This window comes from Pseudofrankia sp. EUN1h, assembly GCF_001854645.1.
In the GTDB taxonomy this organism is placed as follows: Bacteria; Actinomycetota; Actinomycetes; order Frankiales; family Frankiaceae; genus Pseudofrankia; species Pseudofrankia saprophytica.
Window position 1 is genome coordinate 210,049 of record NZ_MBLN01000061.1, and the last position, 22,874, is coordinate 232,922.

Consider the following 22,874-nt stretch of genomic DNA (forward strand, 5'->3'; position numbering starts at 1 on the left):
GCCCCAGCACTCCGACGAGTAGGAGTGCTGACCTCGTCCTGYAGTACCCGAGATTCGCGAACGGACTCGACCGGCGACGCGGCCCGAGAGCGGGCAGTCGCGGCGGGGGCCGGTCCGGGGCGTTCAGTTCCGGGCCGTATTATTTAGCGAAGCCAGAACGGGGGTCAGCATGGCTGGCAGGCGAATAGGTGGGCCCGACGGGGGAAGTGAACGGGCGGGTCGGCCGGGGGTCGCCGTCACTGTGACGGTGGCTGTAGCGGTAGCTGTCGGTGGGATCACCACGACGGGCACAGTCACGGCCAGCGGAACCGCGGGTGGCTCGTCGACTTCTGCAGACAGAGCTGGTCGAGGAAATTCACGGGGATCCGCGGAGCGTCCCACCCTGGAGATCAGCACGGAAGACCTCCAGTCTATCGAGACCAAACTCGCCCGTAGAGGCCTGCACGGCAATGGCCGACTGGAGCATGACGGTGCTACGTGCGCCGAGCACGCCTACGGTCTGGTACAGACGTTCTTCGAGCGACAGCCGTGCACGGATCTTTACCGAGCACAGCTTGAGCTGAAGAATCGGAAAGGCGACACGGTGCTCATCGCTATCTCCTGGGTAGAGATGCCTGACGAGGCCAGTGCGCAGGCATACAAGAAGCTCGTCGATGCACCTGGCACCGGGAACATCGTCGAGCTTTCCCGCGAGGGTGGGCGGTATCAAACAGTACGTTACACCGGTCTACATTATCATCCGGGCGGCCGTGGCACCATCGTCAGCAATGCTCAAGCCGAGCCTGTCGCCCGCGGATGGACCGGAATCGCTCTGCAATCAATCGTCAACGCGGCCGTGTGAATTTCTACCGGAACGAGCGCCTGCGGTCGGTGCCTTCACAATGCGGAGCGTCGCCCGGTCGAGCGAGGCGCGCGCCCCTTGGCGAATACTTCTGGGTGAGGCGCAGTCGGCTATAACAGTGCTCCGGGGTAATAGCCGCCCGGGCATCGGACGGGCATGGAGGTCAGGTCTCCCAGTCTCCGGCGCCGCCCAGGTGCTCGATCCGATCCGGGGAAAGCCCGGTCAGCGCCGAGACGCTCGCCGAGAGGTAACCGCCGAGGACCTGCATGGAGGCGATCATTCCTCGACCGATCTCCTCGCGGCGCTGCTCTACGTAGACCTTGACCGCTTCAGCGACGAGGTCCTTCTTCGACATGTCGAAGAAGTGCGCCGCCTGCGAGATCAGCTCATCGGTCGCCGGGTCGACCTTCAACGGCGCCTGACGGCTCGGTCCCATGACTGTCATGGCCTCCCCGCCTCCGGCAGCAGGGTACCGACGTACCTCAGGGCGGAGCAGGTCGAGGCAACCCTTCAGCCTGTGCGGTCCCGGCATCCTTGGGGTCACCGCGGGCGGCATCGTCAGCGCGCTCGTAGTTGAAGGCGTCGATCATCGGTGTGGGTTGACATGGCGGTGTTTCCGGCAGGCAACAGAGCGTGCACGGCGTCGCGCGCGAGGGCTGGGCTGCGCCGGCGGAGACGCCGATGCGGCTGCTGGAGGTCTGGCGTGTCCAGATACAGCGGGTAGTTATGTCCCGTCAGCTGCCGAAGAGTGAACAGGCGGCGCGTTTGTCGGGTCAGAGGCCGAAATCGTCGTCGGGAAGCTCGGTGACGGGAGCAGCGTCGGTGACGCTGGGTGTCCGGTCGCGGCCGGCTAGAGGCAGCTCTGGCCGGGTGTCTGTGGACTCGGCATGGACCCGATCATGATCAGCCGGGTCGTCGCTGAGCGTGGCCGCCGGGGTCTCCGGTGGCTCGGCGTCGTCCTGCTCGGCGGCGAACGAGGCGTCGATGAGGCGGAGGGCGCGCTGTTCCTCGCCGACGATGCACTTCGCGTAGACGGTGAGAAGGACTCGGACGCTGTGCCCGGCCCATTCGGCGACCTGGGTGGGCGRCACGCCGGCGTTCAGCCAGCGCGACACCGCGGCGTGCCGCAGGTCGTAGGGTCGGCGGGCGAGCGGCGATGCGGCCTCGGCCGGGGTGAGTGCCTGCTGGCGAGCCCTGCGCCAGATGGTGAGGTAGGTCGACATCCTGACGGGGMCGCCGGTCGTCGATCGGAAGATCCGGCCATCGGGCGTTGTGCCGAATTCCTCGATGTGCCGGCGTAGCAGAGCGACCAGGTTCGGGTGGAGCGGGACAGGCCGGACTTCGCCCTTCTCGCGGTGTTTGAGCTGGCGGGCCTGGCGGGGTTTGTCGGGCTCGTCGGACCAGCGCGGGGAGATCTCGGGGTTGTTGCGTTCGAGCGCGGCCTCGCCCCAGCCGGTCTTGGGAAGTACGAGCTGGTTGATGTTCAGCTCGTTGGTCTCGCCGGGCCTGGTCGCCGCGTAGTAGATGCAGGCGAACCAGGCTTCGAGGTCGGGGCGGATCTCGGCGACCGCGGCCAGCAGCCGTTGCGCCCGGCGGTAGTCGACAACAGCCCGCCGGTCGACGACGACGATCTTGCGCGGTGGGGTCCACTGGACGCTCGGCAGCGGGTTGGTCTCAAGATCGCCGCGGGTGACAGCGAAGCTCAGGGCCTGGCTGAAGTACATGCGTCGGGAGCTGATCGTATTCGGTGCGGCCTGTTTGCCGTCCTGGCGGTGCGACAGCGCCCGCAGCGCGGCTCGGAYGATGTCGGCGTTGGCGAGGTCGGCGACGGGTCGGCTGTGCGCTTCCATCCAGGCGAGCACGTTGGTCCACTGGGCCGGCGGTTCGTTCTCGACGAATCGGCCGTCCGGTCCCAGCGTGGTGCGTCTCCCGGTGAGGAACACCCAGCCGACCAGGGACTCGCGGACCAAATCGGCGAGCGAGGCCGGCGGCCGCTCGTCGAAAAGGGCAGGGGTGACGATGCCGAGCGTCGTGGCGATCGTGCGTCGAGTGCCTGGCGCCTGATGCTCGGCCCATTTCGCGTCGGCGAACTCGCGCGCCACCGTGAGCCACGTCCGCACCTGCGCCGGTACCGGCGCAGGCTTCGGCAGCGCTCGCCATTCCGAGAGCGGCAGGCCGGACTCGACGTCGAACGCTTCGCCCTTGCGGACCGAGGTCAGAATTTCGGCGCGCCGTGAGTCTGCAGCGAATTTCGACGCGAAGTTACGGGTGTTCGCGCTCGGCCGGCCGGCGACCTGCCACCGGACCTGCCAGCTTGTGCCCTTCTTCTGCGGGACCTCGCGGAGTGACCAGACCCGGACGTCGAAGGTCGTTCGGCGTTCCTCGTTGCTGGGGCTTGTCCCGACCGCGTCGCGGTTCATGGGGCGCTCGGGTCGCGGGTCAGGCGGTCGAGCCAGGCGTTCAGGTCGTCGCGGGCTACCCGGATCTGCCCGTTGGGCAGCTTGATGACCTTTGGACCGGTTCCCTTGGCCTGCCAGTCACGCCAGGTCGATCGGGGCAGCGGCGAGTCCGGACCGCCGAGCTCGGCGAGGACCTGGTCGAGGGTCAGTAGAACTCGCTGATCATTGCCTGTTGCTGATCGATCAGATCGTGGCGCCCTTGCGGGCCGGCCGGTACCGACGCCCGCGTTTGGCCGGATCGTGGTCATGGAAACGCACGTTCCGAATCGCTGTCATCGCCCCGGGCCTTCTGGACGCCATCGGGCACCGCATCGACGCCATTCGGCCCACCGCCGACGTCACCGCCACGATCACCGCGTCACCGGGGACTCACCCGAACGCCTGCGTGCACGAGCACGCCATCAGCGAGCACATCCCTGTCGGCGAGGCAATCGGGAGGCTTCAGCGATGCCCTTGGCGAGGACAGCAGGGATGTCGGGCTTCCGCACGCTGATGCCCCAGAACGCCGTGATGCCAGGAGAGGGCCAGCCACGGTGCCCGTGTTCGGCGGATCGAGCCCGGCGTAGGCGCGGCTGTGGACGACTCGGCGCCTCGGGCGATGTCCGTACATATCATCGACGAATGAACGAACGAATGGTCGAAGCGAGCCGGGAGGTATGCGCCTACCCGGGATGCGAGGAACCGGCGGCAGCACCGCCGGCGACGGGCGGGCCGGCGCCGCKGTACTGCGTGCGCGAGGATCACACGGCGCAGACCGCGTTCCGTGCCCGCCGGGCACGCAAGCCCGCCAGCGCTGCCCCGGCCGAGACAGCGGGACAGGCCGGCCGGCCGGCGAGCCTGGCCGCCGTGTCGCTGCGGGTCACGGTCGACCGTCTCGCGGAGTTGCTCGCCGAATTCGAGGCGGCAGCCGGTGCGGCCCGGGCACTGCTGGGGACCGCGACGGACCCGGAAGCGGTTGCCGCGGAACTCGCCGCGGTCCGCGCCGAGGCGCTCAAGACGGTCGCGGACGCCGAGGTCGCCCTGGCCGCCGAGCAGCAGGCCCGGCTCACCGCCGAGGACGCCGCGGCCGAGATGCAGGCCGAGCTCGAACGGGTCCGCGCGGACGCTGCGGACGCACGCCGGGAAGCCGCCGCCGCGACCGAGCGAGCCGCTCAGCAGACCCTCCGGGCGCAGGCCTCCGACGAACGCGCAGCCGAGGCGATGCGACGCGTGCAGCTCGCCGACGCCGACCGGGACGCCGCCTTCGCCGACCGCGATCAGGCCCAACGCACGGCAGAAGCGGCTGTTCACCGAGCCGAGATCGCCGAGACCGAGCGGGCGCACCTACAAACCGATCTCGATCGGACAACGGAGCGCATGACCGCCGCCGAAGCGAGCCGGGACAAGGCGAACCGGGCCCGTATGGATGCCGACCGGCAACTCCTCACGGCCCGGGAAGACGAAGCCGCCGCCCGCCAGGCCGGCGAACTCGCACAGCTACGGGCCGCCACCACCGAACAGCTCCTCGCCGCCGCCCGAGAAACCGCCGCCGCGCAGCAGGCCCGCGCCGATCAGGCCATCACCCTCCTCGACGCGGCACGCGCCGAAGCCCGCGACGCCATCGACCGCGCCGCACGGTCAGAGGCCACTCGCCAGACTGCCGAGCACGCACGCGACGATGCGCTGGCCAGCCTCGCCGCATACATCCAACGTCCCGAGCCACCAGCCGAGCAGGACTCCTGAGGATCTTGGCGTAGGTCTCCTGCCGGCGGGGCGGTCGCGGACGCGCACCTCGGAGCACACCGCGCCGGTCACCGGGCATGACACCGCTGAAAGCCGGCCGCTCCGGAACGCATCGCCGAAGGCATCGCGAGACACCAAGCCGGTCGCATCACCGGCCTATCAGGCCCGGCGGCTGGATAACTCTCGTCGCAGGATCACATGTCACCGTGCCTGTCGCGATGCGGTGTGATGCCCCTCAGGCGCCAGAGAGCCCGAGTTCGGCGCGCAGGGCGTCGACCGCGAGTCGGCGGTGGGAGACGAGATTCTTCTGCTCGCTGGACATCTCCGCAAAGGTCAGATCCCCGCCGGCGGGGATGAAGATCTCGTCGTAGCCGAAGCCGCCCGTGCCACGCCGTTCCGTGGCGAGCGTGCCCTGGAGGGTGCCGGTGACAACCCGGATGCCGTTCGCGTCGGCGTAGCCGAGGGCGGCGGTGACGGTCGCGGCCCGGTCAGCCAGGCCGGCGGCCATGTCGAGGATGCCCTGGGTACCGACTGAGCCGAGGAACCAGGCGACGAGCGCGCCGGGCAGGCCATTCCAGGCGTTCACCGTCAGGCCGGTGTCATCGACGAGTACGGGGCCGTGCACCTTGGCGTAGGCGTCGGCGACCTTCCGTTCGACGACGGCCGTAACGTCGAGGGACTGGATCTCGATCAGGTCCTGCTTGACGGCCTGCACGTCGATGCCCAGGAGGGTGGCGTACTCGGCGGCCTTGCCTTCGTTCCCTGTGATCAACAGGACGTTTTCGATCATCTGGCTATTCCTCTGGAGAAGTGGAGGCGGTGCCGAGATGAGACCGGCACGGAGCGAGGACACTTCGGACCTGGGGTTATCCGGCCGGCTGACAGCTTGACGGCTGGCGCGGACAGTCCGGCGTCGTCACGAGCCTGCCGTGGAGGCCTCCCGTGGCGTGGCGGGCCAGGTACGGGTCTCGTTGTGGGCTTCTTTCGCCCGGATGGCGTCGGTGAGGTCGATGCCGAGGCGGTTGGCGATCGAGCAGGCGAAGATGAGGACGTCGACGAGTTCCTCGTCGACGCTGCCGATCAGCTCGCCCGTCAAAGTGCGTTGCCCGTTGTTCTTGCGAACGGCGCGGGCGAGTTCGCCCGCCTCCTCCAGAAGGCGCCAGGTCTGCTCGTAGACGGATTGGTCGCTGAAACCTCGTTCGACTTCCATCGCGGCGACGTAGCGCTGCAGGTCGGCGAGGCTGGCCTCGGCGGCGAGGGGATGCACGCGCGTCCTTTTGTCCGTCTGGCGGTTAGGCAGCTGGTTTCAAGGTAGGCGGGCGAGTTGCCGTGGTCGTGAACGCCGACACATTCTATGTCTCGGCAGGTAAGAATTGCCGGGTGACGGAATATGCGGATATGGCTTCCGAGGTCGCCGAGGACTGGGATCGGTTCGCGAGGCTCAGTCGGCTTGTTGATCATTGGGACCGTCCCGGCTGGACACCGGGCCGCCGCTCCTACCACTGGATGCTGACCTTTGAAGAAGCCCCGGAGCTGCACGCCCTTGCGGCGCGCTGCCAGGAGCGGCTTCACCTGTCCGTTCTTGACCCGGTCCCGGCCGACGGGTTGCACCTCACGCTGCAACGCCTCGCGTTCACTGACCAGATCACCCTGGCTGACCTCGACGCGGCCGTCCTGGAGACACATCGGCGCCTCGCGTCCTTCTCTGCTTTCACGCTGACGGTCGGTCCACTGGCGGGGTCGCCGGGTGCCGTCCGTTTCAGCGTCCAGCCGTGGAAGCCAGTTATCGCGGTCCGCGAGGCTGTTCTCGACGTCACGGGCGTCGTACTCGGCCCTTCTCGGCTCGCCGCCGGGTCTGCCGGGTTTCGGCCACACATCGGCATCGCCTACAGCAACGGGGCCAACGAGGCCCAGCCGATCGTCTCCGAAGTAGCGAGGCTACGCCGCCTGCCCCCGGCGACGGTCCGAGTGGACGCTGTCGCGCTGGTTGAGCTACGCCGTGCAGGCAGGTCCTATCACTGGGACATCATCACCCGAGTTCCGCTCGCATTTAGTGGCCCGGATGGATAGGCCTACCGCTCAGCCTGCGGGCCTGCTGTCCGCCGATCCTGGCGAACGGCTCCCTCTTGGCCACCAGCTGAGAATCGTTGGGACTCAGGGCGTTCTGCTGAGTTAGATGGGCGAAGCGCCGTGGGCGGTGGCGATGGCGTCGATGCGAGTGGCGAGGTCGAAGTCGGCGGCGGTGAGGCGGTGGCCGGCGTCGTGGGTGGTGATGGCGAAGCGGATGGTGTCCCAGCGTAGGTCGATGTCGGCGTGGTGGCCGATGAGGCGTTCGACGTCGGCGACGTGGACGATCAGTGCGACGGAGCCGTGGTAACGGAGCCGGAACGTGCGGGTGATTTCGTCGCCGGTCCGGGTCCAGCCGGGATGGTCCGCGAGCTGGGTGGTGATCTCGTCGTCGGTGAGCAGGGCAGGCACGTCGGACATGGTCACGCCTCCGTTGCGGCGAGGACCTCGGCGAGGTCGGTGGCGATGCGGGCATCTTTCCATGGCCGCATGCCGTGGCGGAGGGCGGTGAGTTCTCGTCGTAGCCGTGCGGATCCGGTCTCGGCGGCGATGGGGACGACCTGGCGGGCGAGGTGGACAGCCTGGTCGGGTTGGCCTGCCTGGGCGCAGGCGGTGGCGAAGCGGGTGAGGTAGACGCCGTGGTCGCGGCGGGCGGTGCTTGGGATGTCCATGAGGAGTTGCGCCCAGAGTGCTGCGGCTTCGTGGGCGAGACCGAGGCGGCCGTAGCAGGTGGCGCGTTGGATCTGAAGGTATCCGGGGGTGCGGCGGCAGGCGTTGCCCCAGGGCAGGTCGTCGTCGAGGCGGTCGGTGAGGGTGTTCGCGGTGTCGAGCAGGGTGTCGACGGTGACGCGGTCGCCAAGTAGCGAAGCGCCGTGTGCCCGCTGCTGCAACGTCATGAGTCGGACCTTGGGCGTGAGGGTGTCGCTCGTGGCGAGGGCGGCGTCGCACAGATCGAGTACGCCCGCGCCGTCGCCGAGGTCGGTGCGGACCGACGCGTGGTTGATCAGCGCGTAGGCGGTGAGGTGCGGGTCGCGGGAGCGCAGGGCGAACTCCTGGGCGATGCCGCGCCAGAAGGCTGAGGCGGCGAGGTCGCCAGCGTCCTGGTAGAGCCAGCCGACGAGGGCGGCGTAGGCGGTGCCGATACGCAGGAGGTCTCGGCGGATGTCCGCGGCGGCGGCGCGGGCCAGCCGGTCGATGAGTTCGAACTGGGTCGCGACGATGCGGATGAGGTCGCGCGGGCCGAGCAACATGTCGGCCCGGTAGTGCCCTTCGAGCTGGGATTCGAAGTAGCCGGTCACCGCCGGATCGACGGATCGGGCGGTGACCGGCCCCGCTGCCAGGGCGGGGCTGGCGACGGACGTGCTGATGTCCGTGGCGTCTGCGGCTGGGGGTCTGCCCGCGAGTTCGACGAGTTCGCCGCCGGCGTTCAGCGTCTTGTCGAGCGCCGCGGCGATGCGCAGGCTGGGGAAGCTGCGGCCGCTTTCGAGTGTCGAGATGTGGGATTTTCCGCAGTGCGCCCGGCGGGCCAGTTCACGGATTGGTAGTTCGCCTCGCCAGCGGCGCAGGGCCTCGCCGAAGGTCTCCATTCCGCCATCATCCCGGCGATGCGCCACGGCCACCATCGCGACGGGTGTCCGTTGGTGTCCGCGGACAGCGCCGGACAGCGAACTCCTTCCTCTCGGCAATCCCCGGCGGAACCATGCCAGTGGAAGGGAGGACGTGCATGGCTGGAATGGCTGAGAGCGTCGATGTCCTGGATGACGAGCAAGGGGCGGGGGAGGCCCGCAGGGCGTTGGTTGGCAAGCTACTCGCGGACGGGATGATCACAACGCCTGTGGTGGAGGCGGCTTTCCGCGCGGTGCCGCGGCATCTGTTCGCCCCGGAGGTGTCGCTGGAGGCCGCGTACGCCGATCACATCGTGCGGACGAAGCTGGACGATCAAGGGGTGACGCTCAGCTCGGTGTCCGCTCCCTGGCTGCAGGCCAGGATGCTCGAGTCTGCCCGCGTCGGCCCGGGAATGCGTTGCCTGGAAATTGGCTCCGGCGGATACAACGCGGCGCTGACGGCCGAGCTCGTCGGCCCGGCCGGCGCCGTGACGACCGTGGACATCGACGCGGATGTGACCGACCGTGCCCGCCGCTGCCTGGCCGCCGCGGGCTACGACCAGGTGCGGGTCGTCCTCGCCGACGCCGAGGACGGCCTACCGACGTCGGCCCGTTACGACGTCGTCCTGGTCACCGCCCAGGCCTGGGACGTACCACCCGCGTGGACCGACCAGCTGGTCGAAGGTGGGCGGCTGGTCGTGCCGTTGCGACTGCGCGGGCTCAACCGCACCGTCACCTTCGAGTTCCGCGGCGACCGGTTGGAGAGCACGTCGGTGCTGTACTCCGGGTTTGTCCCGATGCGCGGAACCAGCGCACACGACAAACCGACCCTGGCGCTTGACGGCGAACGGATCACGCTCGTCTTCGACGACGACCTTCCCGACAATCCCGACCAGCTGGCAGGTGTTCTGGGCACGCCCCGGGTTGATGTCGACACGGGGGTGATCTTTCCGAATCGGGTGTCGTTCGAGACGTTGCAGTTGTGGCTGGCGACCGCCTTCGACGGCTACTGCCACCTCACCGTCGACAAAGAGAAGACGACCGGCCTGATTCCGCCACCGGTCGGCATGGGCCACGCCGCGGTCGACGGCACCACCCTCGCCTACCTCGGTGGGCACAAGATCGACCACGACTGGTTCCGGTTCGAAGTCCATGGCTTCGGCCCGCAGGCCGCCACGCTCGCAGAGGAGTTCGCCGCACAGGTCCGCCACTGGAACGACATCCACCGCGACGGACCCGGTCCCCGCGTCACCCTGCACCCGAGAAACACCCAGGACAGCCAGCTACCCGCAGGCCGCGTGATCGACAGGCGGCACAGTCGCATCGTGCTGTCCTGGCCATAGACGGAGGAAGCCGGATGCACGAGGTCATCGCGAGCCCGTTCTTGGGCAATTTCCTTCTCGTCCGCCCCGGTTCCCGGCGGGGCTTCAAAGCTCCGCGACAGCAGTACGCCGAACTCGCGGAGGCGTCTGCGGGTGGCCTGATCTGCCCGGACTGGCTGGCGGTCGCCGCCCGTCAGACCTGGCAGGTCGACCTGGGCGGCMGACGCGTCCGCGACGCGGTACTCGTCCGGCGGGAGACCGCCTACGGCTTCGGCCGGGCCTCCTACGAGCTGAACCTCGGCTGCAACTACGACTGCGAGCACTGCTACCTCGGCCTGAAAAGATTCGAGGGTCTCGCCTGGCCGGACCGGGAACGGATGCTGCACATGCTGCGGGACGCCGGGGTGCTCTGGCTGCAGCTGACCGGCGGCGAGCCACTGATAGACAAACTGTTCCCGGACGTCTACCGGCTCGCGAGCGAGCTGGGCATGATGCTCACGATCTCCACCAACGGATTCAGGCTCGCGAACCCCGCCATCCTCGACCTGTTCACCTCGGCGCGGCCCTACGAGATCGTCGTCAGCGTCTACGGCGCGACCGAGACGAGCTACGACGGCCTGACCCGCCGCCCAGGCTCCTTCCGCAAGTTCCGCCAAGGCATTGCCGCCGCGCATGAAGCCGGTCTGCCGCTGCACCTCAACCTGATCGTCGCCCGGCACAACGCCGACGAGGTCGACGAGATGCGCGCCTTGGCGGAGGGCTACGAGCTGCCGTTCGATGAGTACACGAACATCTCCCCGACGATCTACGGCGGCGCCGAGACACTGCCCGCGCAGTCCAGTGCCCATCTGCGGGCACGCAAGCCGTTCACCGGCTGCAACGCCGGCCACACGTTCTTCCACGTCGACCCGCACGGCAAGGCGTCGATCTGCAAGGTCGGCCGCGATCCGCACGTCGACCTGCTGACCGAGGGCGTCRACGGGCTCGTCCGCCTCGGCGGCATCGCCGACGGCCTGCTGGCCCGTCAGGGCGGCTGTTCGGGCTGCACGCTCAGCGGCACCTGCGGTACCTGCATGCCGCTCGTGACGCTCTACCGCAAGGCGGCGGCATCCCCGTCCGCCTACTGCCAGCACACCGAAGGGAGGTGACACCATGACGGCCGTGATGGTCGAACTCGGACCACGTCCCGCCACTGTCGACGAGGACAGCACCGAGCTGCAGCTCGTCGAGGACCTGGACGTACTGTCCGCGTCGGACATGTGCAGCTGCAGCGCGGGCGACAACAACCCCTACTAGAGACGATCAACCGGCCCGCCCGGGCGCCCGTCCGCGCCGCCCGGGCGGGCCGAACCATGCGAACCGAGAGGGATCCAACAACGGTGTCGATGGCGCGAATCGGCTGGGCTGACCTGCCTGACGAGGTCCAGACCGCGGTCGAGGACAAGATCGGGCCCGTACTTGCCCACGCCTCGGTGGCGGGCGGAGTGAACTCCGCGGTCGCCGCGACCCTGCACACTGCCGCCGGCCCGGTCTTCGTCAAGGGCATCCCGCTGGACCATCCGCAGATCGGCTCGCAGCGGCGCGAACGAGACATCAACCCGACCGTTCGCACCCTCTCCCCACGGCTGCTGTGGGACCTCGAAACCGCAGGCTGGAGCCTGCTCTGCTTCGAACACGCCCCTGGGCGCCACGCCGACTACACGCCTGGATCGGCCGACCTCCCGCGGGTCGCGGCTCTCCTGAACGACCTCGCAGCCCTTCCCTGCCCGCAGGTTCCGACGATCAAGACCGTCGAGCAACGCTGGTCCGCCTACGTGCCGCCGACGCAGCGCCACCACCTGCGCGGCACCCACCTGCTCCACACCGACTTCGCCCCGGACAACATCCTCATCAGCGCCGACCGGACGCTGCTCCTCGACTGGGCCTGGCCCACCATCGGCCCCGCCTGGGCCGACCCCGCCGCACTCCTCATCAGGCTCATCGACGCCGGCCACTTGGCCGCCGCTGCGGACGCCTGGGGCCGCGAACAGTTCTCCAGCTGGCGCGACGCGCGCGCGGAGGCTGTCACCGCCTTCACCGGAGCACTTGCCCAGATGTGGACGGAGATCGCCGAAACAGACCCCCAGCCCTGGAAACAGAGCATGGCGTCCGCCGCCCGCCGGCTCGCCGACCGCCGCGCGAACTGACGCGCGATGGACGACAAGTCGACCCGTGGGGCCGCGCCGGAATTGCCTCGACTGTGCGGCACTGACGCCCTCGCCGCGGTAGCAGCCCGTTTACCTGCACCGACGCGGCAGCGTAGAGGCTACGGGTTGGGACGAGGACGAGGGCGGTTTGGAATACCGATTAGAACGTCCTTGCCGAGATATTCCTTGATCAGGTAGATCAGCCTCTCTCCGTCGATCAGCTCCATGCGGCCATGGTCGCGCGCCTTGTCCCAGCAGTTCGAAGTAAACCAGGATGTGGTGATTAGTATTCCCCACCCAGCCTTCTTTTCTTCCATGGCACCGGCAAGTTCGCGTACGTGGCTGACTCCGATCACTTTGCTGTAGTGCTTTGCCTGGACTATCGTTAGGCCACCCATGAGGGCGCGACGCTGAACTATCACAGCATCCACGCCATCATCGTTGCTCTGCTGTGTAGTCCAGCCTTCAGCTCCCTGCGCCTCAAATATTTGTCTCACGAGATGTTCGAAATTGGTGTACGACATGTCCATCAGGTCTGGGCGAGAGTCGAGAGTCGAGACTGCATCCAGCCCTTCGACGAAAGAAAACTTGGTCAGATCGAAGTCGATGATCGGTTCGATCGGCTCAAGTTCGTATGGATGATTTGAAACGATTGCGCGAAGGTGGCGAACGCATTTTTCCGCCGTGACGTTGCGGAGATTGTCGTCGCGAGGAAACGCGGATCTCCCGACGTTCAAGCTGATGAAGCACGGGTACTCTTGCACGCCTGTTGCGGGATTTATCACATGGGCATGCCCATTGAACCCTATAGAATTTAGCGACGGATCAGAGTCGAAGAGGTCTCGCAAGCAGAGCAGCGCCGTCTGGCTGACTGCGCCTCGGTATATGTCGGCTACATCAGACTTGCTTCGCTGGGTCTCGCGTTCTTCATCCTTGGTTGGCAGGTACTTATACGCGGCCACGGTCGGAACGACAGTTGGTGGAGGTAATTCGAACCTGATTACTGCTTGTTCCGCGCGCCGACTGAAGGATACTTCCGCGTTTCGGGGGAAATTGCCTGGGAGTGGCGCCTCTCGCAGTACGCGCAGCAGGTATCTTTCGACGCTGGCCGGCTCTCGCTCGCTGAGCTCCTGCATGTACTTGTTGAGCGCGGCGTTGTGCTTCGAAACCTCGGCTCGTTCGCTCGTAAGCTGTGCGGCGTACTCGACTTGAGCGGCATTTACTTGTATCAATCGCGCTTCTTCGGCTTGCTTGGCTCGGCGTTCGGCCTCTTCGAACTTCTGCTTGGATTCGGCCGTTCGACGCTCATAGCGGGCCGCTCCACCAGCCATGCGAGAAAGCGCCGATGGTTCGGCCGGCTTGAAATCCTCCCAGCGCGGCTGAGGCACGGGCTGAGCGATGCCTCCGAGCTTGAGCGGCTCTACCTTCAGCGTTCGTCGATCTCGTTCTAGGTCGATCCGGGCGGAACGGTCGAGGCCGCGGCGCAGAAATTCGCGGAGTTCGTCAACCGTCTCGTTCAGACGCACGTTTTTCTGCGCGACCTTCGCGGCACGCTGTTCCCGGCGAGCCTGCTCGCGCTCTTTTGTGGCGTTCGCCCTGGCGCGGATTTGCTCCTTGCGCTGGCGCTCCGCGTCTCTCGCGGCAGCCTGCTGGCGTCGCTGCCAGTCCGACGGACCCCCGTGACTTGGTGTCATTGGCCACCCTTACGCTAGGTAACGGAGCCAATTCTAGCGAGATCCACGGGTCCAGATGCCTCCTTTCCACAGATCCACGATGGGCCGCGGTCGGTCCCACGACTAGGTCGTCGCGTGCCACGCGGCGGTGCCGACCTGGGGAACACGGCCGGTCCAAGGCCCGCTACGATCTTGATTTCGGGTCGGCCGCCGACGCTCTTTGCCATACCGTCCACGCTGCATCGATCCTGTGGTATCTCACAGCCGATGGCGTTCGCGTGCGGGGCGCGATTCTTTGCTTACCAGCGAGTCCGGGCAGCCGTCGCAGCACGGGGGCTGCCGCGTCTGAAGGTTTCAGATCACCGAAGTCGAGGGCAGAGCGCGCGGGCCGGCAGGCAGTTGGGCTGCGAGGTTGCATACAACCGAGAGGCGAGACCAGTCCGGGTTGGCAGTCAGGTGGCGATAGATCGCTGCGGCGCGGTATGTGGTGCGCGGATGACTGTTGCCGGCTGCCGCACGCAGGGCAGCCTGAACGGCTGTAGCGGCCCGCTCGGGGTCTGGTGTCTGGCGGCGCAGGAAGGCGCGGGCGAGTGCGAGTTGTGTGCCGGCCTGCTGGACGAACCGGCCTGTACCGGCGAGCAGCGTGAGCGAGCGAAGTCCGTGACGCTCGGCGTCTTCGCCCCTGCCCACGTAGCCGAGGGTAACGGCGCTGAAGGCTTCATAGGTCTCCTCGTCACCTGGTTCGGGGCCGGGGAGGAATGGGCCGGTCCAGATGTTGTCGTGCATGGTTCGCAGTGCTTGGAGGGCTCCCTCGGTGTCGCCGGTCTGGGCGAGCGAGCGGGCCACAGAACTGGCGAGGGTGGGCACGACATAAGGGTGGGCGCCGGGCAGGGTTCGGCCGGCGAGGGTCGCGGCCGCCGCGAAGTCGCCGGCGAAGAACGCCACTGCGGAACGCATCACCGCGACCGAGCCGGCGAGCAGAGTGTCGCCGACAGCGTGGGCGTGCTGGGCGGCCAGCACGAGGAACGTGAGTGCGGTTTTGTTGTCGCCCATGTCGAAGGCGAGTTGGCCGCGGTAGTAGGCGTATTGACCGGCGACGAGTTCGAGGTCGGTGCGGGTGGGGCCGGTGATCCGGGTGTCGAGGAGGGCTTCGGCGTCGGTCCAGGCGCGTTCGATTGGGGCGACGAGGTCGGCGTGTGGGGTGAGCGCGTAGCGGGTGGTCAGCTCGTGGATGCCGTGCTGCAGTTGCGCGAGGGTGAGCGGGTCGGGGGTAGCCGCGGCGATCGCGCGGGAGATCCGCGCGGCCTGCTCTGTTGGGCTGGCGACGGCGGCGGTGCCTGTAAGCAGTACGCCGGCGGACAGGACATCTCGGCGACGCGTCGGACTCACCTCTTCCAGCGGTGCCGGCGGGACGTTCTCATCGTCACCCGGGTCGCCCGATAGGTCACGGTCCGGCGTGGCTGTCGGTGGATTCAACAGGCTCGCGGCGTCGAGGCTGAACATCGCTTCCAGGACGCGGCACGACGCCGGGTGCGGCTGGGAGGGAAGGCGGCCGGATAGCCAGCGGGTGGCTTGGCGGTGACTGATCGCGTGGTCGCGGCGGTCCGGGCCGGAGTGGCGGCCGGCGCGGTTGAACTCGCGGACGAAGTCGTCGACGGTCCAGTGCCGTTCGCGTAGAAGCTCGGCGAGACGGGTTCTGGGGGCGGGCGGCTGGGTCATGCCGCGCCTCCTCGGTATCGGGCGGATCCGGACATCTCCAGGATCGGGATGTTCGGACGTCCTGTCACGGCTCCGCTGCGCGGCGTGTCGAAACGTCGCCAAGTCGGCGTACTGATGTCCCTGGAAAGGCACTCGGACGTCTCCAAGACGGCAGGCCGAAGGTCGTCGTCCGCATGACTACGTCAGGGTCGACCTGGCGTCGGATGGCCGGCGGGCAGGAGTCGCTGGGAAGGGCGCGGGCCGGGTGCGGCGACGGTGACGGTGCGGGCCTGCCGTCGGCCGGCGTCGATCCCTGGCGGCGGGCCCGGCCAGGCTCGCTGGCGCGGGAACGGGAGGTCCCCGATGCAGGTGATGATCGATGTGGACGGCGGGCCAGGCGGCCTGGCCACGGTGGACCTGAAGCCGTTCCCGTTGCCGGCGCGGCCGGGGGTGGTCTGCGACCGGCTGCCCGAGATAGAGCCGGCCTTCGTGGCCTCGCATCCGTTCCCGGCGGAGTCGGCGGCGCGGTCGCTGGCGGCAATGGGCGGCGAGCGGGTGCTGGTGGCGTGTCCGCCGCTGGTCTCGCCGGGGCTGACGAGGTTGGCGCTCGCGGTGGGTCGGCTGCTCGCCGGCGCGCGGGAGGCGGGCCGGCTTGGTCCGGTGCCGGTCGTGGTCAGCGGGGTTCGGCCGCGGTGCGCGTGGCAGGCCGGCGAGATCATTCTGCCGCACCTGATCACGGTCGTGACGCCGCAGGCGGCGCAGTTGCGGGTCGTGTGGGAGCTGACAGACCGTTTTCGGGTCGCAAGCATGCGGTCCGCTGCTGTCCCTGCCGATGCCTTGCCAGCGGCGGTGGCCGCGTGACGCCGGCCCCGGCGGGCGTGGCCGTCCGAGAGCTGGCCGCTGACGTGCCCGGCGGTGAGGACTGGGCCGCGGTCGCTGCGGAGCTCAACAAGCGGATGGCGGCCCGCCGGATGAGCCAACAACGGCTGGCCGAGGTGTCGGGGATCTCGGTGGCGACGATCCGTCTCCTTCAGCGCGGGGCTGGCGGCCGTCGCGCCCGTACTGACACCCTGGCCGCTTTGTCCCGGGCGTTGGACTGGCCGGGCGACCAGCTCTTGAAGGTCCTCCTCAGTGAGCAGCCCGCCGCTGAGACCGCCGTGTCCGGCGTCGAAAGTGAGGGGTGTCTGTTCGGGGTGGTGAGCTTCGCCGACCCCGGCCGCACGCGGGCGTTGGCGGTGCATCTGCCGTTCGAGTCGCCCGCCGCTGCTCGTGCGTACGCGCTTCGCCGAGGCTTGGCGCACAGCCTCGTCAGCCCGTTGGCGTTCGACACCACCGTCAACCTGGCCATCGATGGTGGCGACGGGCGTGCCGACGCGACCGAGGCCGCCGTCGGGATGGTCGTGGCGCGCGCAGGCTGACGCGGCGTGCTGGGCTGGCCGTTCGTTCGGCGCTTCGGTGCCGGCCGACGGGCAACCGTGCCATCTCCAGGTCTGCGATGTCCCTGACGATGTCCCGCGCGATGCGTGCACCAGCACGAATACGGCGCGGTGTCATTCGCGATGTCCCCGGCGATGCCATCCGCGATGACAGCGGGCAGCCCAAGTCTCGGGGTTTCAGGTACCCGCGTTCCCGGCTCCGGGCCGCGCGCGTATCGCCCGGTGAGCGAGTGACAACCTCGCTCAGCCTGGGCTCGGGCCGGCTGTGCTGATGGCAGCGGACGGCATCTTGAAACGATCGTCCGCCAGGTCATCCAGGAGGCAGACCTCGCAGTTGATTCGCCGTCCGCCGGCCGGGGCCAGTGGCGCTGGTTCGAGGGCTTGTCAGATGGTCAGCTGCCCGTCGCGCAGGCTGGCGACGTCGCAGGCTTCGTCGTAGTCAGCGGCAGCTGTGGAGTCGGCAGGCCGGTCGCCGAGGGCGTAGCGGGCGGGATCGGCCGCGTGTGGAGCGGCGGGAGCTCCGTAGGGCAGGCCAGCGAGGCGGTGGCGGTAGCGCTCGACCCGGCTGGCCGCCTGATCCCAGGTCTCTGCGTCCGGGCCGGTGGGGCGGGGGCCGAGCAGTGCGGTCAGGTAGCGGGCGGGTTCGGTCTTGGCACGGGCCATCGCGTCGACGGCTTGGCGGTCGAGCGCCGCGTCGAGCCGCGCGAGCCGTGCCGTTTGCTCGAATCGCTCCGGGGCTGGGGAGTCTGGCGCGAAGACGGCAACGCCGTCCGAAGTGATGGTCACCGGGACACTCACGGCCGCGGCGAGCGCGTGGGTGAGGGTGTGGCGCTCGGCGGTGAGATCCATTGTCGGCCTGGTCGCGAGGTGGTTGGTCTCGGCGAGAGCGAGCAGGTCGGTGACCTCGTTCCATTCCTCCTGCGCGGTGCGCGGTGCGGGCAGGTCGTACAGGGACGGGTCGATGCCGGTCTGCTGACAGAGGTCGCTGACACGCCTCTCGAGAACGGGCGCGCCGGCCCGGATCCCGTCAAGAGAGTCAGCGCGAAGTGCGTCAGCCAGCGCGGTGGGTGGATGTCCGGCGTCGAGGAGGGCGTGCAGCCCGGCGATGGCGCGTGCTCGGGGAACGGCCTGGCCAGGGCCGGCGAATCGAGCCCGGATCGCGGCGGGGAGGGCAGCGGCCCAGTCGTCGGCGAGCCGGGTTGCCTGCGCGCGATGCCGTAGCCAGGGATCGCGCGCCTGGTCGTCGGCGTGGCTGCCGGGCGGCGGCCCGGCCAGATGCGCGGGAGCTGTGGGCTGATGGCGGGCGCGGTAGATCGTGAGAGCGGCGACGGCGTCGTCCCAGACGGCTTGGTCCGGGCCGGCTTCCAGGCGGGGGCCGATCCGCGCGACCAGGCCGGCGGGCGGGTCCGCGAGCGCGGCGCTGCGTAGCGCCGCTTCCGCGCCCAGCTCGGCGCGGCGCAGCAGCACCTGGCGCGGAACGTCAGCCGGGCCCGCCGCGGTCGCCGGGCCTTCGGGCGTCGGCGCGTCCGGCGCGGACCGCGGGTCCGGCGCGGCGCGCATCGGCGCGAACGGCGCGACGGGCGCTGTCGGCTTGGTGCTGCTCGGCGCGTTGCGCGCGCCGCTCGCGCCAGACACCTCGCCCATGCCGGTCGCCGCTGACTCGGGCCCGTCCTGGCCGTGACCGGGCAGGGCGCCGAGGCGCAGGGCGGTGAGCTCCGCGAGAGCGTGGTGGCGGGACAGCTGGTGCGCGGCAGCCGCGATCGGGTCACGCGCGCCGGCCGGTCGTTCCTGTTCGGATCGGTCGAGCCGGTCCGCRAGCCGGTCGAGTGGATCTCCGGTCGCGCTGGGTTCGGCGGGTAGCCAGGTTTCGTCGTCGTCGCGAGCGTCGAGGTCGTCGCGGCGCAGTACGTAGGCCGCGACGTCGCTGCGGGCGCGCGACAGCATGACGTACAGGCCGGCGCGGCTGGTGTCGTCGGGGACGATGGCGCGGGCGGTGTCCATCGTGGCGCCCTGGGCCTTCGCGGCGGTGAGTGCATAGGCGTGGGCGAGGCCGCCGTCGCGGCCGTCGGCGAACTGGTGCGTGAGGTACTCCCACGGGACCTGGACCGTGCCCTTGCTCGGGAAGTACACCGTGACCGACTGCGCCGCCGGGTGATCCGGATCGTTGTGGACGGCGGTGACGGTCCCGGTCGTTCCGGTCCGGATGTACGCCGAGCCGGGTCGGCCGTCGGGTACCAGGGTGTGGCCGGTCTGGGTGAGGGTCACGACCTCGTCGGCGGCCTGGAAGTCCCTCCCCGCCACGGTCAGCACCGGTCCGGTGAGTGTTCCGTCGGCGGCGAGCAGCGCGCGGGCCGCCTGGTTGAGCATCTCGACGTCCCGGTGCCGCTCGGCCATCATCCGCGCCGCCGCCGGACCGGAAGCGCGCCCGCGCCGGCCCGACCGGGGCGCGCCGTGCCCAGGCATCGGCGTGGCTCCGCCAGCGTTCGCGCCGACGGCGCCGCTGCGGCTCGCGGCCGCCGCCAGATCCGCGCTGTTCGCGTTGCCGGCCGCGCCGCGGTCGGCGCGAACGGCGCGGCTGTGTTGGCGGCGTTCGGTGTACCAGTCGGCAACGGCCTGCGCGAGCAGCGCGTCCGGGTCGTCGACGAGACGGATCTTGCCATCGGCGGCGAGCCGCTCCAGGGCCACGCGGGTGCCTGCCGCGGTGTCGGCGCGTAGCGCGCCGAGCGCGGCGCGCACCGCGGTGAGGTCCGCGCCGGCCTGCCGGCGCACGGTCGTCAACGTCGGCACGTCGGCTGTCTGGGCGACGAGGTGAGCGAACCAGCCGCCGGCAGCGACCGAACCGAGCTGCGCCGGATCACCGAGCAGGATGACCACCGTCCCCGTCCGGCTGGCGAAGTGAAGAAGCCGTTCGGCGTCGCGGGTCCCGACCTGGGTCGCCTCATCGACGATCAGCACCGAGCCCGGCGGCCACACCGTGGCCGGGTCGTCGACATGGGCGAGCTTCTCCAGCCAGCTCGCCACGACCCGCGCCGGGATCCCGATCCGCTCGGCCAGCTCTTCGGCCTGCCGCCCGCCGTGCGCGGTCGCGAAGATCTGCCGCCCCGTGGCCCGCACGATGCGGGTCAGCAGCCGCATCGCCTCGGTCTTCCCCGTGCCGGCCGCACCGACCGCCAGTCGCACCAGGTCCTCACCGACCAGCAGCCGGCGCACCAGCGCCACCTGCTCGCCCGACAGGAGCGGCTCCGCGTCGCCGTGCGCGTCGGCGCCTTGGAAGCCGGGCGTCGCGGCGCGGACAGGAGCGCCCTCCACGCTGGCTCGGCCCCTACCCGGGCCTCTCGCAGCGGTTGCGCCGACGGCCGCAAGGTGAGCAGTGAGCGTGCGCCGGTCCACGAGCCTGCGCGGGGCCGCGCCAAACGCGACCTGGCCGGCGCGGACCAGTCCGGAGAGCCGCTCCTCCGCGGCGAGCAGTCCTTCGACCGTGTAGATCGGCTCTGGTTCCTGCCGGCGGCGCTGGCCGGGTGCGGCGTCGACAAGCACGACGACGCGGGGATCGGCGAGGAATCGGTCGGTCAGCCGCTCGACCGCCGCCGCATCCAACCTGTCCCCGCCCCATTCGGAGACCCGGCGCACCACATCTCGGCGCACGAACGCCGTCGTCTTCTCGGTCATCCCCGTCGGTCCGGCGAGCAGATCGAAAAGCCCGGCCACGTCGGCGTCGCCGACCGGCTGAGGGCGGTGAAATCCCGGCCTGGCCAGAGCGCGGACCTCGTCGACGCTCCACCCAGCGGCCGTTAGCTTCTCAACCTGGAGCGCGCGGACCGCGGCGTCAGCGACTACGCGCTTCGGCGCCCGCGACTCCCGCTGCGCTACCGACTTCGTCGCCCCCGACGGCTCCAACCCGCCGGCCACGAGCTGCGCGAACTCCTCCTCGACCTCCCGGTGCCGCGTCGAGAACGCCGCCAACAGGTCGACCGGGAAGTCAGCCAGCTCCGCCACACCGTTCCGCACTGGCCCCCACTGGAGCCCGCGCCGCGCTGACAACTCGTGGCGCAGCACCGCCGCGCCGACGAAGCCGGCCGTCCGGACGTGCGCGAGGAGCACCTCCCCGTCGACCGCCCGCCAGTCCCAGCCCGTCACCACCCGACCGGCGTTGGGTCCCTGCCGCTCGCCGCCGGGCCCGGCCGGATCGGAGGGGACCGCCAGCGCGTTGATCACAATGTTGTGGACATGCAGATGTGCCTCGACGGCCCGCGACACGTCGTGCAGGTACGACGCCACCGCCAGGCCGAACGCCCGCTGGTTCCGCCCGCCGACCATGCCGAACGCCGCATGGCGCTCCAGGTAGCCGATGGTCGCGTCGACCGCCGCGTTCAACGCCGCCGCCACGTCCGCACGCAACGCCTCATCGCCGAACGCCCACAGCAGCGAGACCGACTTCGGCGCCGCGCAGACCACGTCGTACCCGAGCACCGTCGCCCGCGGCACCCGCGCCGCACACCACCGCTCCAGCACATCCCGCCGCACCCGCCAACGACCGTCCGCGCCGCGTATGCCCGACGGCTGATCGTTTCCCGGTGACCTGGCTTCACCTTCAGCCTCCTCGTGCATCTCGCTCGTCCACGGGTCGCTGTCGTCCGCGGGTCGCTCGTGATCAGCTCTGAACGGCGTCTGCCTGGCAGCCGTGCCTCCGGTGCGGTCCGATCGGTCGGGCGCGGCGTCGGCCTCGGAACCACGGCTCACGAGCGAACGCAGGTGGCTCACGCTCACCCCGGCCACTGCCGCCGCCTCGACCAATGTCAGCAGATCATCGCCGTGGCCGGATCCGGCGGCGCTTTCCCTGCCCGGAGAATCCGACGACGCTTCGGACTTGTTGACGACGAGGCCCGCATGCCGGGCACGCGCTGCCGGATCAGGCCCGGTCAACAACGGCCGGTTGGTCACGGCGTGCCTGCCTTGCAGGAGCCGACCGAGCGCCTCACCGGACACCTGGCCCCGGAGACCTACCAACTCCGCCAAGCGTCCGCGGGCCTGGCCGAGCGCTTGGTCCGGGCTGTAGTAGCCCGCCAGACCCGCCTCGGCCGCCTGCCCGCCCTGCACATAGGCGACGATCGCGCCCGCTGCCCTCCCGAGATCCTCGGGAACCCGTATCCGCTTCCGCAGAACTCGGGGCGTCGCGATCACCGCTGGTCCCGAACAGCAGCGGCGCGACGACACGAACGGAACAGACAGGCGACGACGAGAAGACGGCAGGACACGGAAGCTCCGAAGGCCGACGGACACCGGCCCGATCCCCACAAGGCACCGAGCAGCGATCACCGTCAGCTTGGAAACGCCGAACATCGCGCCTGACACCGCCAAGGCCCTTCCGCCGCGGGCGACAAACGCACTGGGCTCGGCACAGGCCGGCAGCGCGGTCGGGACATCCTCATCAGCTCGCCACCTCGACGACCCTGAAGGAGAGCCCCGAACCGACGCGCTCGGTCTAGCATCCGGCCACCCCGCTGCGAGGGCACAGATGGAACCGGTGGCTACGCCACCGGTTCCTAGGGCCGCCACTCGCCGCCGAGTCACGGCAGTCAGGCCCAGACCTCGGCGCCGGCTGCGGACAGGTCGGCTCTGCGCCCGCTGTAGCTCGCCACCAGGTCCGCTGCTACCAGGGCGTCGGCGCCGCCTATGCCGCAGGCCTGCCGAATTTCTCGATTTGGGATCAAGTGTCGCGCCGCGCGACGGCTGCGCGCGGCCCTGGCGGGCCGTGCTCGCCGGCGCGTCGTGCCCGATCGCCATGCCATCGCAACCCGCATCGATCCTCACGTCATGCAAGTTTGTCGGACCCACATGGCACCATTGGCCCGTGTCGCAGAACGCG

At 69.5% G+C, this 22,874-nt stretch carries 19 protein-coding genes; 9 read left to right on the top strand and 10 right to left on the bottom strand.

Annotated elements, in window-relative coordinates; all coding sequences use genetic code 11:
• Positions 1–583 precede the first annotated feature (583 nt).
• Positions 584–841, top strand: a complete 258-nt coding sequence (locus BCD49_RS43200; RefSeq protein ID WP_007514919.1) for a hypothetical protein — start codon at positions 584–586, stop codon at positions 839–841.
• 163 nt (positions 842–1,004) lie between these two features.
• On the opposite strand, the gene BCD49_RS22635 is transcribed toward BCD49_RS43200, so the two are convergent.
• From BCD49_RS22635 to BCD49_RS22645, 3 genes are all read right to left on the bottom strand, one after another.
• On the bottom strand, positions 1,005–1,286 hold the full coding sequence (locus BCD49_RS22635; protein WP_007514917.1) for a hypothetical protein: 282 nt from the start codon (positions 1,284–1,286) through the stop codon (positions 1,005–1,007).
• Between the two features lie 328 nt (positions 1,287–1,614).
• Positions 1,615–3,261, bottom strand: coding sequence for a tyrosine-type recombinase/integrase (locus BCD49_RS22640; protein WP_071041873.1), 1,647 nt, complete (start codon positions 3,259–3,261; stop codon positions 1,615–1,617).
• Positions 3,258–3,548, bottom strand: coding sequence for a helix-turn-helix transcriptional regulator (locus BCD49_RS22645; protein WP_007514915.1), 291 nt, complete (start codon positions 3,546–3,548; stop codon positions 3,258–3,260). The genes BCD49_RS22640 and BCD49_RS22645 overlap by 4 nt, the downstream gene beginning before the upstream one ends.
• A 598-nt stretch (positions 3,549–4,146) precedes the next feature.
• Between BCD49_RS22645 and BCD49_RS22650 the strand changes: the two genes are divergently transcribed.
• Positions 4,147–5,022 (top strand): hypothetical protein, encoded by an 876-nt coding sequence (locus BCD49_RS22650; protein ID WP_241832378.1) that lies wholly within the window; start codon positions 4,147–4,149, stop codon positions 5,020–5,022.
• 235 nt (positions 5,023–5,257) lie between these two features.
• Here the strand turns inward: BCD49_RS22650 and BCD49_RS22655 are convergent, their stop codons facing one another.
• Entirely contained in the window at positions 5,258–5,812 is a 555-nt protein-coding gene (locus BCD49_RS22655) for a non-canonical purine NTP pyrophosphatase (RefSeq protein WP_007514913.1), read from the bottom strand.
• A 126-nt stretch (positions 5,813–5,938) separates the two neighbouring features.
• Positions 5,939–6,289 carry a MazG nucleotide pyrophosphohydrolase domain-containing protein gene (locus BCD49_RS22660; RefSeq protein WP_007514912.1) on the bottom strand — a complete coding sequence of 117 codons (351 nt, stop codon included), beginning with the start codon at positions 6,287–6,289 and terminating at the stop codon, positions 5,939–5,941.
• 62 nt (positions 6,290–6,351) lie between these two features.
• On the opposite strand from BCD49_RS22660, the gene BCD49_RS22665 reads away from it, so the two are divergent.
• On the top strand, positions 6,352–7,092 hold the full coding sequence (locus tag BCD49_RS22665; RefSeq protein WP_007514911.1) for a 2'-5' RNA ligase family protein: 741 nt from the start codon (positions 6,352–6,354) through the stop codon (positions 7,090–7,092).
• A gap of 102 nt (positions 7,093–7,194) precedes the next feature.
• Here the strand turns inward: BCD49_RS22665 and BCD49_RS22670 are convergent, their stop codons facing one another.
• On the bottom strand, positions 7,195–7,509 hold the full coding sequence (locus BCD49_RS22670) for a 4a-hydroxytetrahydrobiopterin dehydratase (RefSeq protein WP_007514910.1): 315 nt from the start codon (positions 7,507–7,509) through the stop codon (positions 7,195–7,197).
• Between the two features lie 2 nt (positions 7,510–7,511).
• Positions 7,512–8,675, bottom strand: coding sequence for a helix-turn-helix domain-containing protein (locus BCD49_RS45920; protein ID WP_158072960.1), 1,164 nt, complete (start codon positions 8,673–8,675; stop codon positions 7,512–7,514).
• Between the two features lie 137 nt (positions 8,676–8,812).
• Between BCD49_RS45920 and fxlM the strand changes: the two genes are divergently transcribed.
• The 4 genes from fxlM to BCD49_RS22690 all read left to right on the top strand — a co-directional run bounded on the left by fxlM (position 8,813) and on the right by BCD49_RS22690 (position 12,201).
• Positions 8,813–10,036 (top strand): methyltransferase, FxLD system, encoded by a 1,224-nt coding sequence (gene fxlM, locus BCD49_RS22680; protein ID WP_007514908.1) that lies wholly within the window; start codon positions 8,813–8,815, stop codon positions 10,034–10,036.
• Between the two features lie 14 nt (positions 10,037–10,050).
• Complete coding sequence (locus tag BCD49_RS22685; protein ID WP_071041875.1) at positions 10,051–11,163, top strand: radical SAM protein; 1,113 nt, start codon at positions 10,051–10,053, stop codon at positions 11,161–11,163.
• 4 nt (positions 11,164–11,167) lie between these two features.
• Positions 11,168–11,311 (top strand): hypothetical protein, encoded by a 144-nt coding sequence (locus tag BCD49_RS44225; RefSeq protein WP_007514905.1) that lies wholly within the window; start codon positions 11,168–11,170, stop codon positions 11,309–11,311.
• Positions 11,312–11,400: 89 nt separating this feature from the next.
• Positions 11,401–12,201, top strand: coding sequence for a phosphotransferase (locus BCD49_RS22690; RefSeq protein ID WP_232794319.1), 801 nt, complete (start codon positions 11,401–11,403; stop codon positions 12,199–12,201).
• 119 nt (positions 12,202–12,320) lie between these two features.
• Here BCD49_RS22690 and BCD49_RS40915 read toward each other — a convergent pair whose 3' ends face one another.
• Positions 12,321–13,895: a restriction endonuclease gene (locus tag BCD49_RS40915; RefSeq protein WP_007514902.1), complete on the bottom strand. Its 1,575-nt coding sequence runs from the start codon at positions 13,893–13,895 to the stop codon at positions 12,321–12,323.
• A gap of 333 nt (positions 13,896–14,228) precedes the next feature.
• Positions 14,229–15,593, bottom strand: coding sequence for a hypothetical protein (locus tag BCD49_RS22700; RefSeq protein WP_007514901.1), 1,365 nt, complete (start codon positions 15,591–15,593; stop codon positions 14,229–14,231).
• Positions 15,594–15,935: 342 nt separating this feature from the next.
• Between BCD49_RS22700 and BCD49_RS45210 the strand changes: the two genes are divergently transcribed.
• Both BCD49_RS45210 and BCD49_RS46175 read left to right on the top strand, forming a co-directional pair.
• On the top strand, positions 15,936–16,433 hold the full coding sequence (locus BCD49_RS45210) for a hypothetical protein (RefSeq protein WP_007514900.1): 498 nt from the start codon (positions 15,936–15,938) through the stop codon (positions 16,431–16,433).
• The gene (locus tag BCD49_RS46175) at positions 16,430–16,990 is read left to right on the top strand and encodes a helix-turn-helix domain-containing protein (protein ID WP_007514899.1); all 561 of its coding nucleotides are present in this window, start codon (positions 16,430–16,432) and stop codon (positions 16,988–16,990) included. The genes BCD49_RS45210 and BCD49_RS46175 overlap by 4 nt, the downstream gene beginning before the upstream one ends.
• Positions 16,991–17,392: 402 nt before the next feature.
• Here the strand turns inward: BCD49_RS46175 and mobF are convergent, their stop codons facing one another.
• Positions 17,393–22,189 carry a MobF family relaxase gene (gene mobF / locus BCD49_RS22715; protein WP_007514898.1) on the bottom strand — a complete coding sequence of 1,599 codons (4,797 nt, stop codon included), beginning with the start codon at positions 22,187–22,189 and terminating at the stop codon, positions 17,393–17,395.
• Positions 22,190–22,874 lie beyond the last annotated feature (685 nt).

What these genes read in the sequence shown, in the direction of transcription:
- BCD49_RS40915 (WP_007514902.1), bottom strand. Translation starts at nt 13,895, where the DNA reads ATGACACCAAGTCACGGGGGTCCGTCGGACTGGCAGCGACGCCAGCAG.
- BCD49_RS22645 (WP_007514915.1), bottom strand. Translation starts at nt 3,548, where the DNA reads ATGACCACGATCCGGCCAAACGCGGGCGTCGGTACCGGCCGGCCCGCA.
- BCD49_RS44225 (WP_007514905.1), top strand. Translation starts at nt 11,168, where the DNA reads ATGACGGCCGTGATGGTCGAACTCGGACCACGTCCCGCCACTGTCGAC.
- BCD49_RS45210 (WP_007514900.1), top strand. Translation starts at nt 15,936, where the DNA reads ATGCAGGTGATGATCGATGTGGACGGCGGGCCAGGCGGCCTGGCCACG.
- BCD49_RS22635 (WP_007514917.1), bottom strand. Translation starts at nt 1,286, where the DNA reads ATGACAGTCATGGGACCGAGCCGTCAGGCGCCGTTGAAGGTCGACCCG.
- BCD49_RS22670 (WP_007514910.1), bottom strand. Translation starts at nt 7,509, where the DNA reads ATGTCCGACGTGCCTGCCCTGCTCACCGACGACGAGATCACCACCCAG.
- BCD49_RS22700 (WP_007514901.1), bottom strand. Translation starts at nt 15,593, where the DNA reads ATGACCCAGCCGCCCGCCCCCAGAACCCGTCTCGCCGAGCTTCTACGC.
- BCD49_RS22690 (WP_232794319.1), top strand. Translation starts at nt 11,401, where the DNA reads ATGGCGCGAATCGGCTGGGCTGACCTGCCTGACGAGGTCCAGACCGCG.
- fxlM (WP_007514908.1), top strand. Translation starts at nt 8,813, where the DNA reads ATGGCTGGAATGGCTGAGAGCGTCGATGTCCTGGATGACGAGCAAGGG.
- BCD49_RS22655 (WP_007514913.1), bottom strand. Translation starts at nt 5,812, where the DNA reads ATGATCGAAAACGTCCTGTTGATCACAGGGAACGAAGGCAAGGCCGCC.
- BCD49_RS45920 (WP_158072960.1), bottom strand. Translation starts at nt 8,675, where the DNA reads ATGGAGACCTTCGGCGAGGCCCTGCGCCGCTGGCGAGGCGAACTACCA.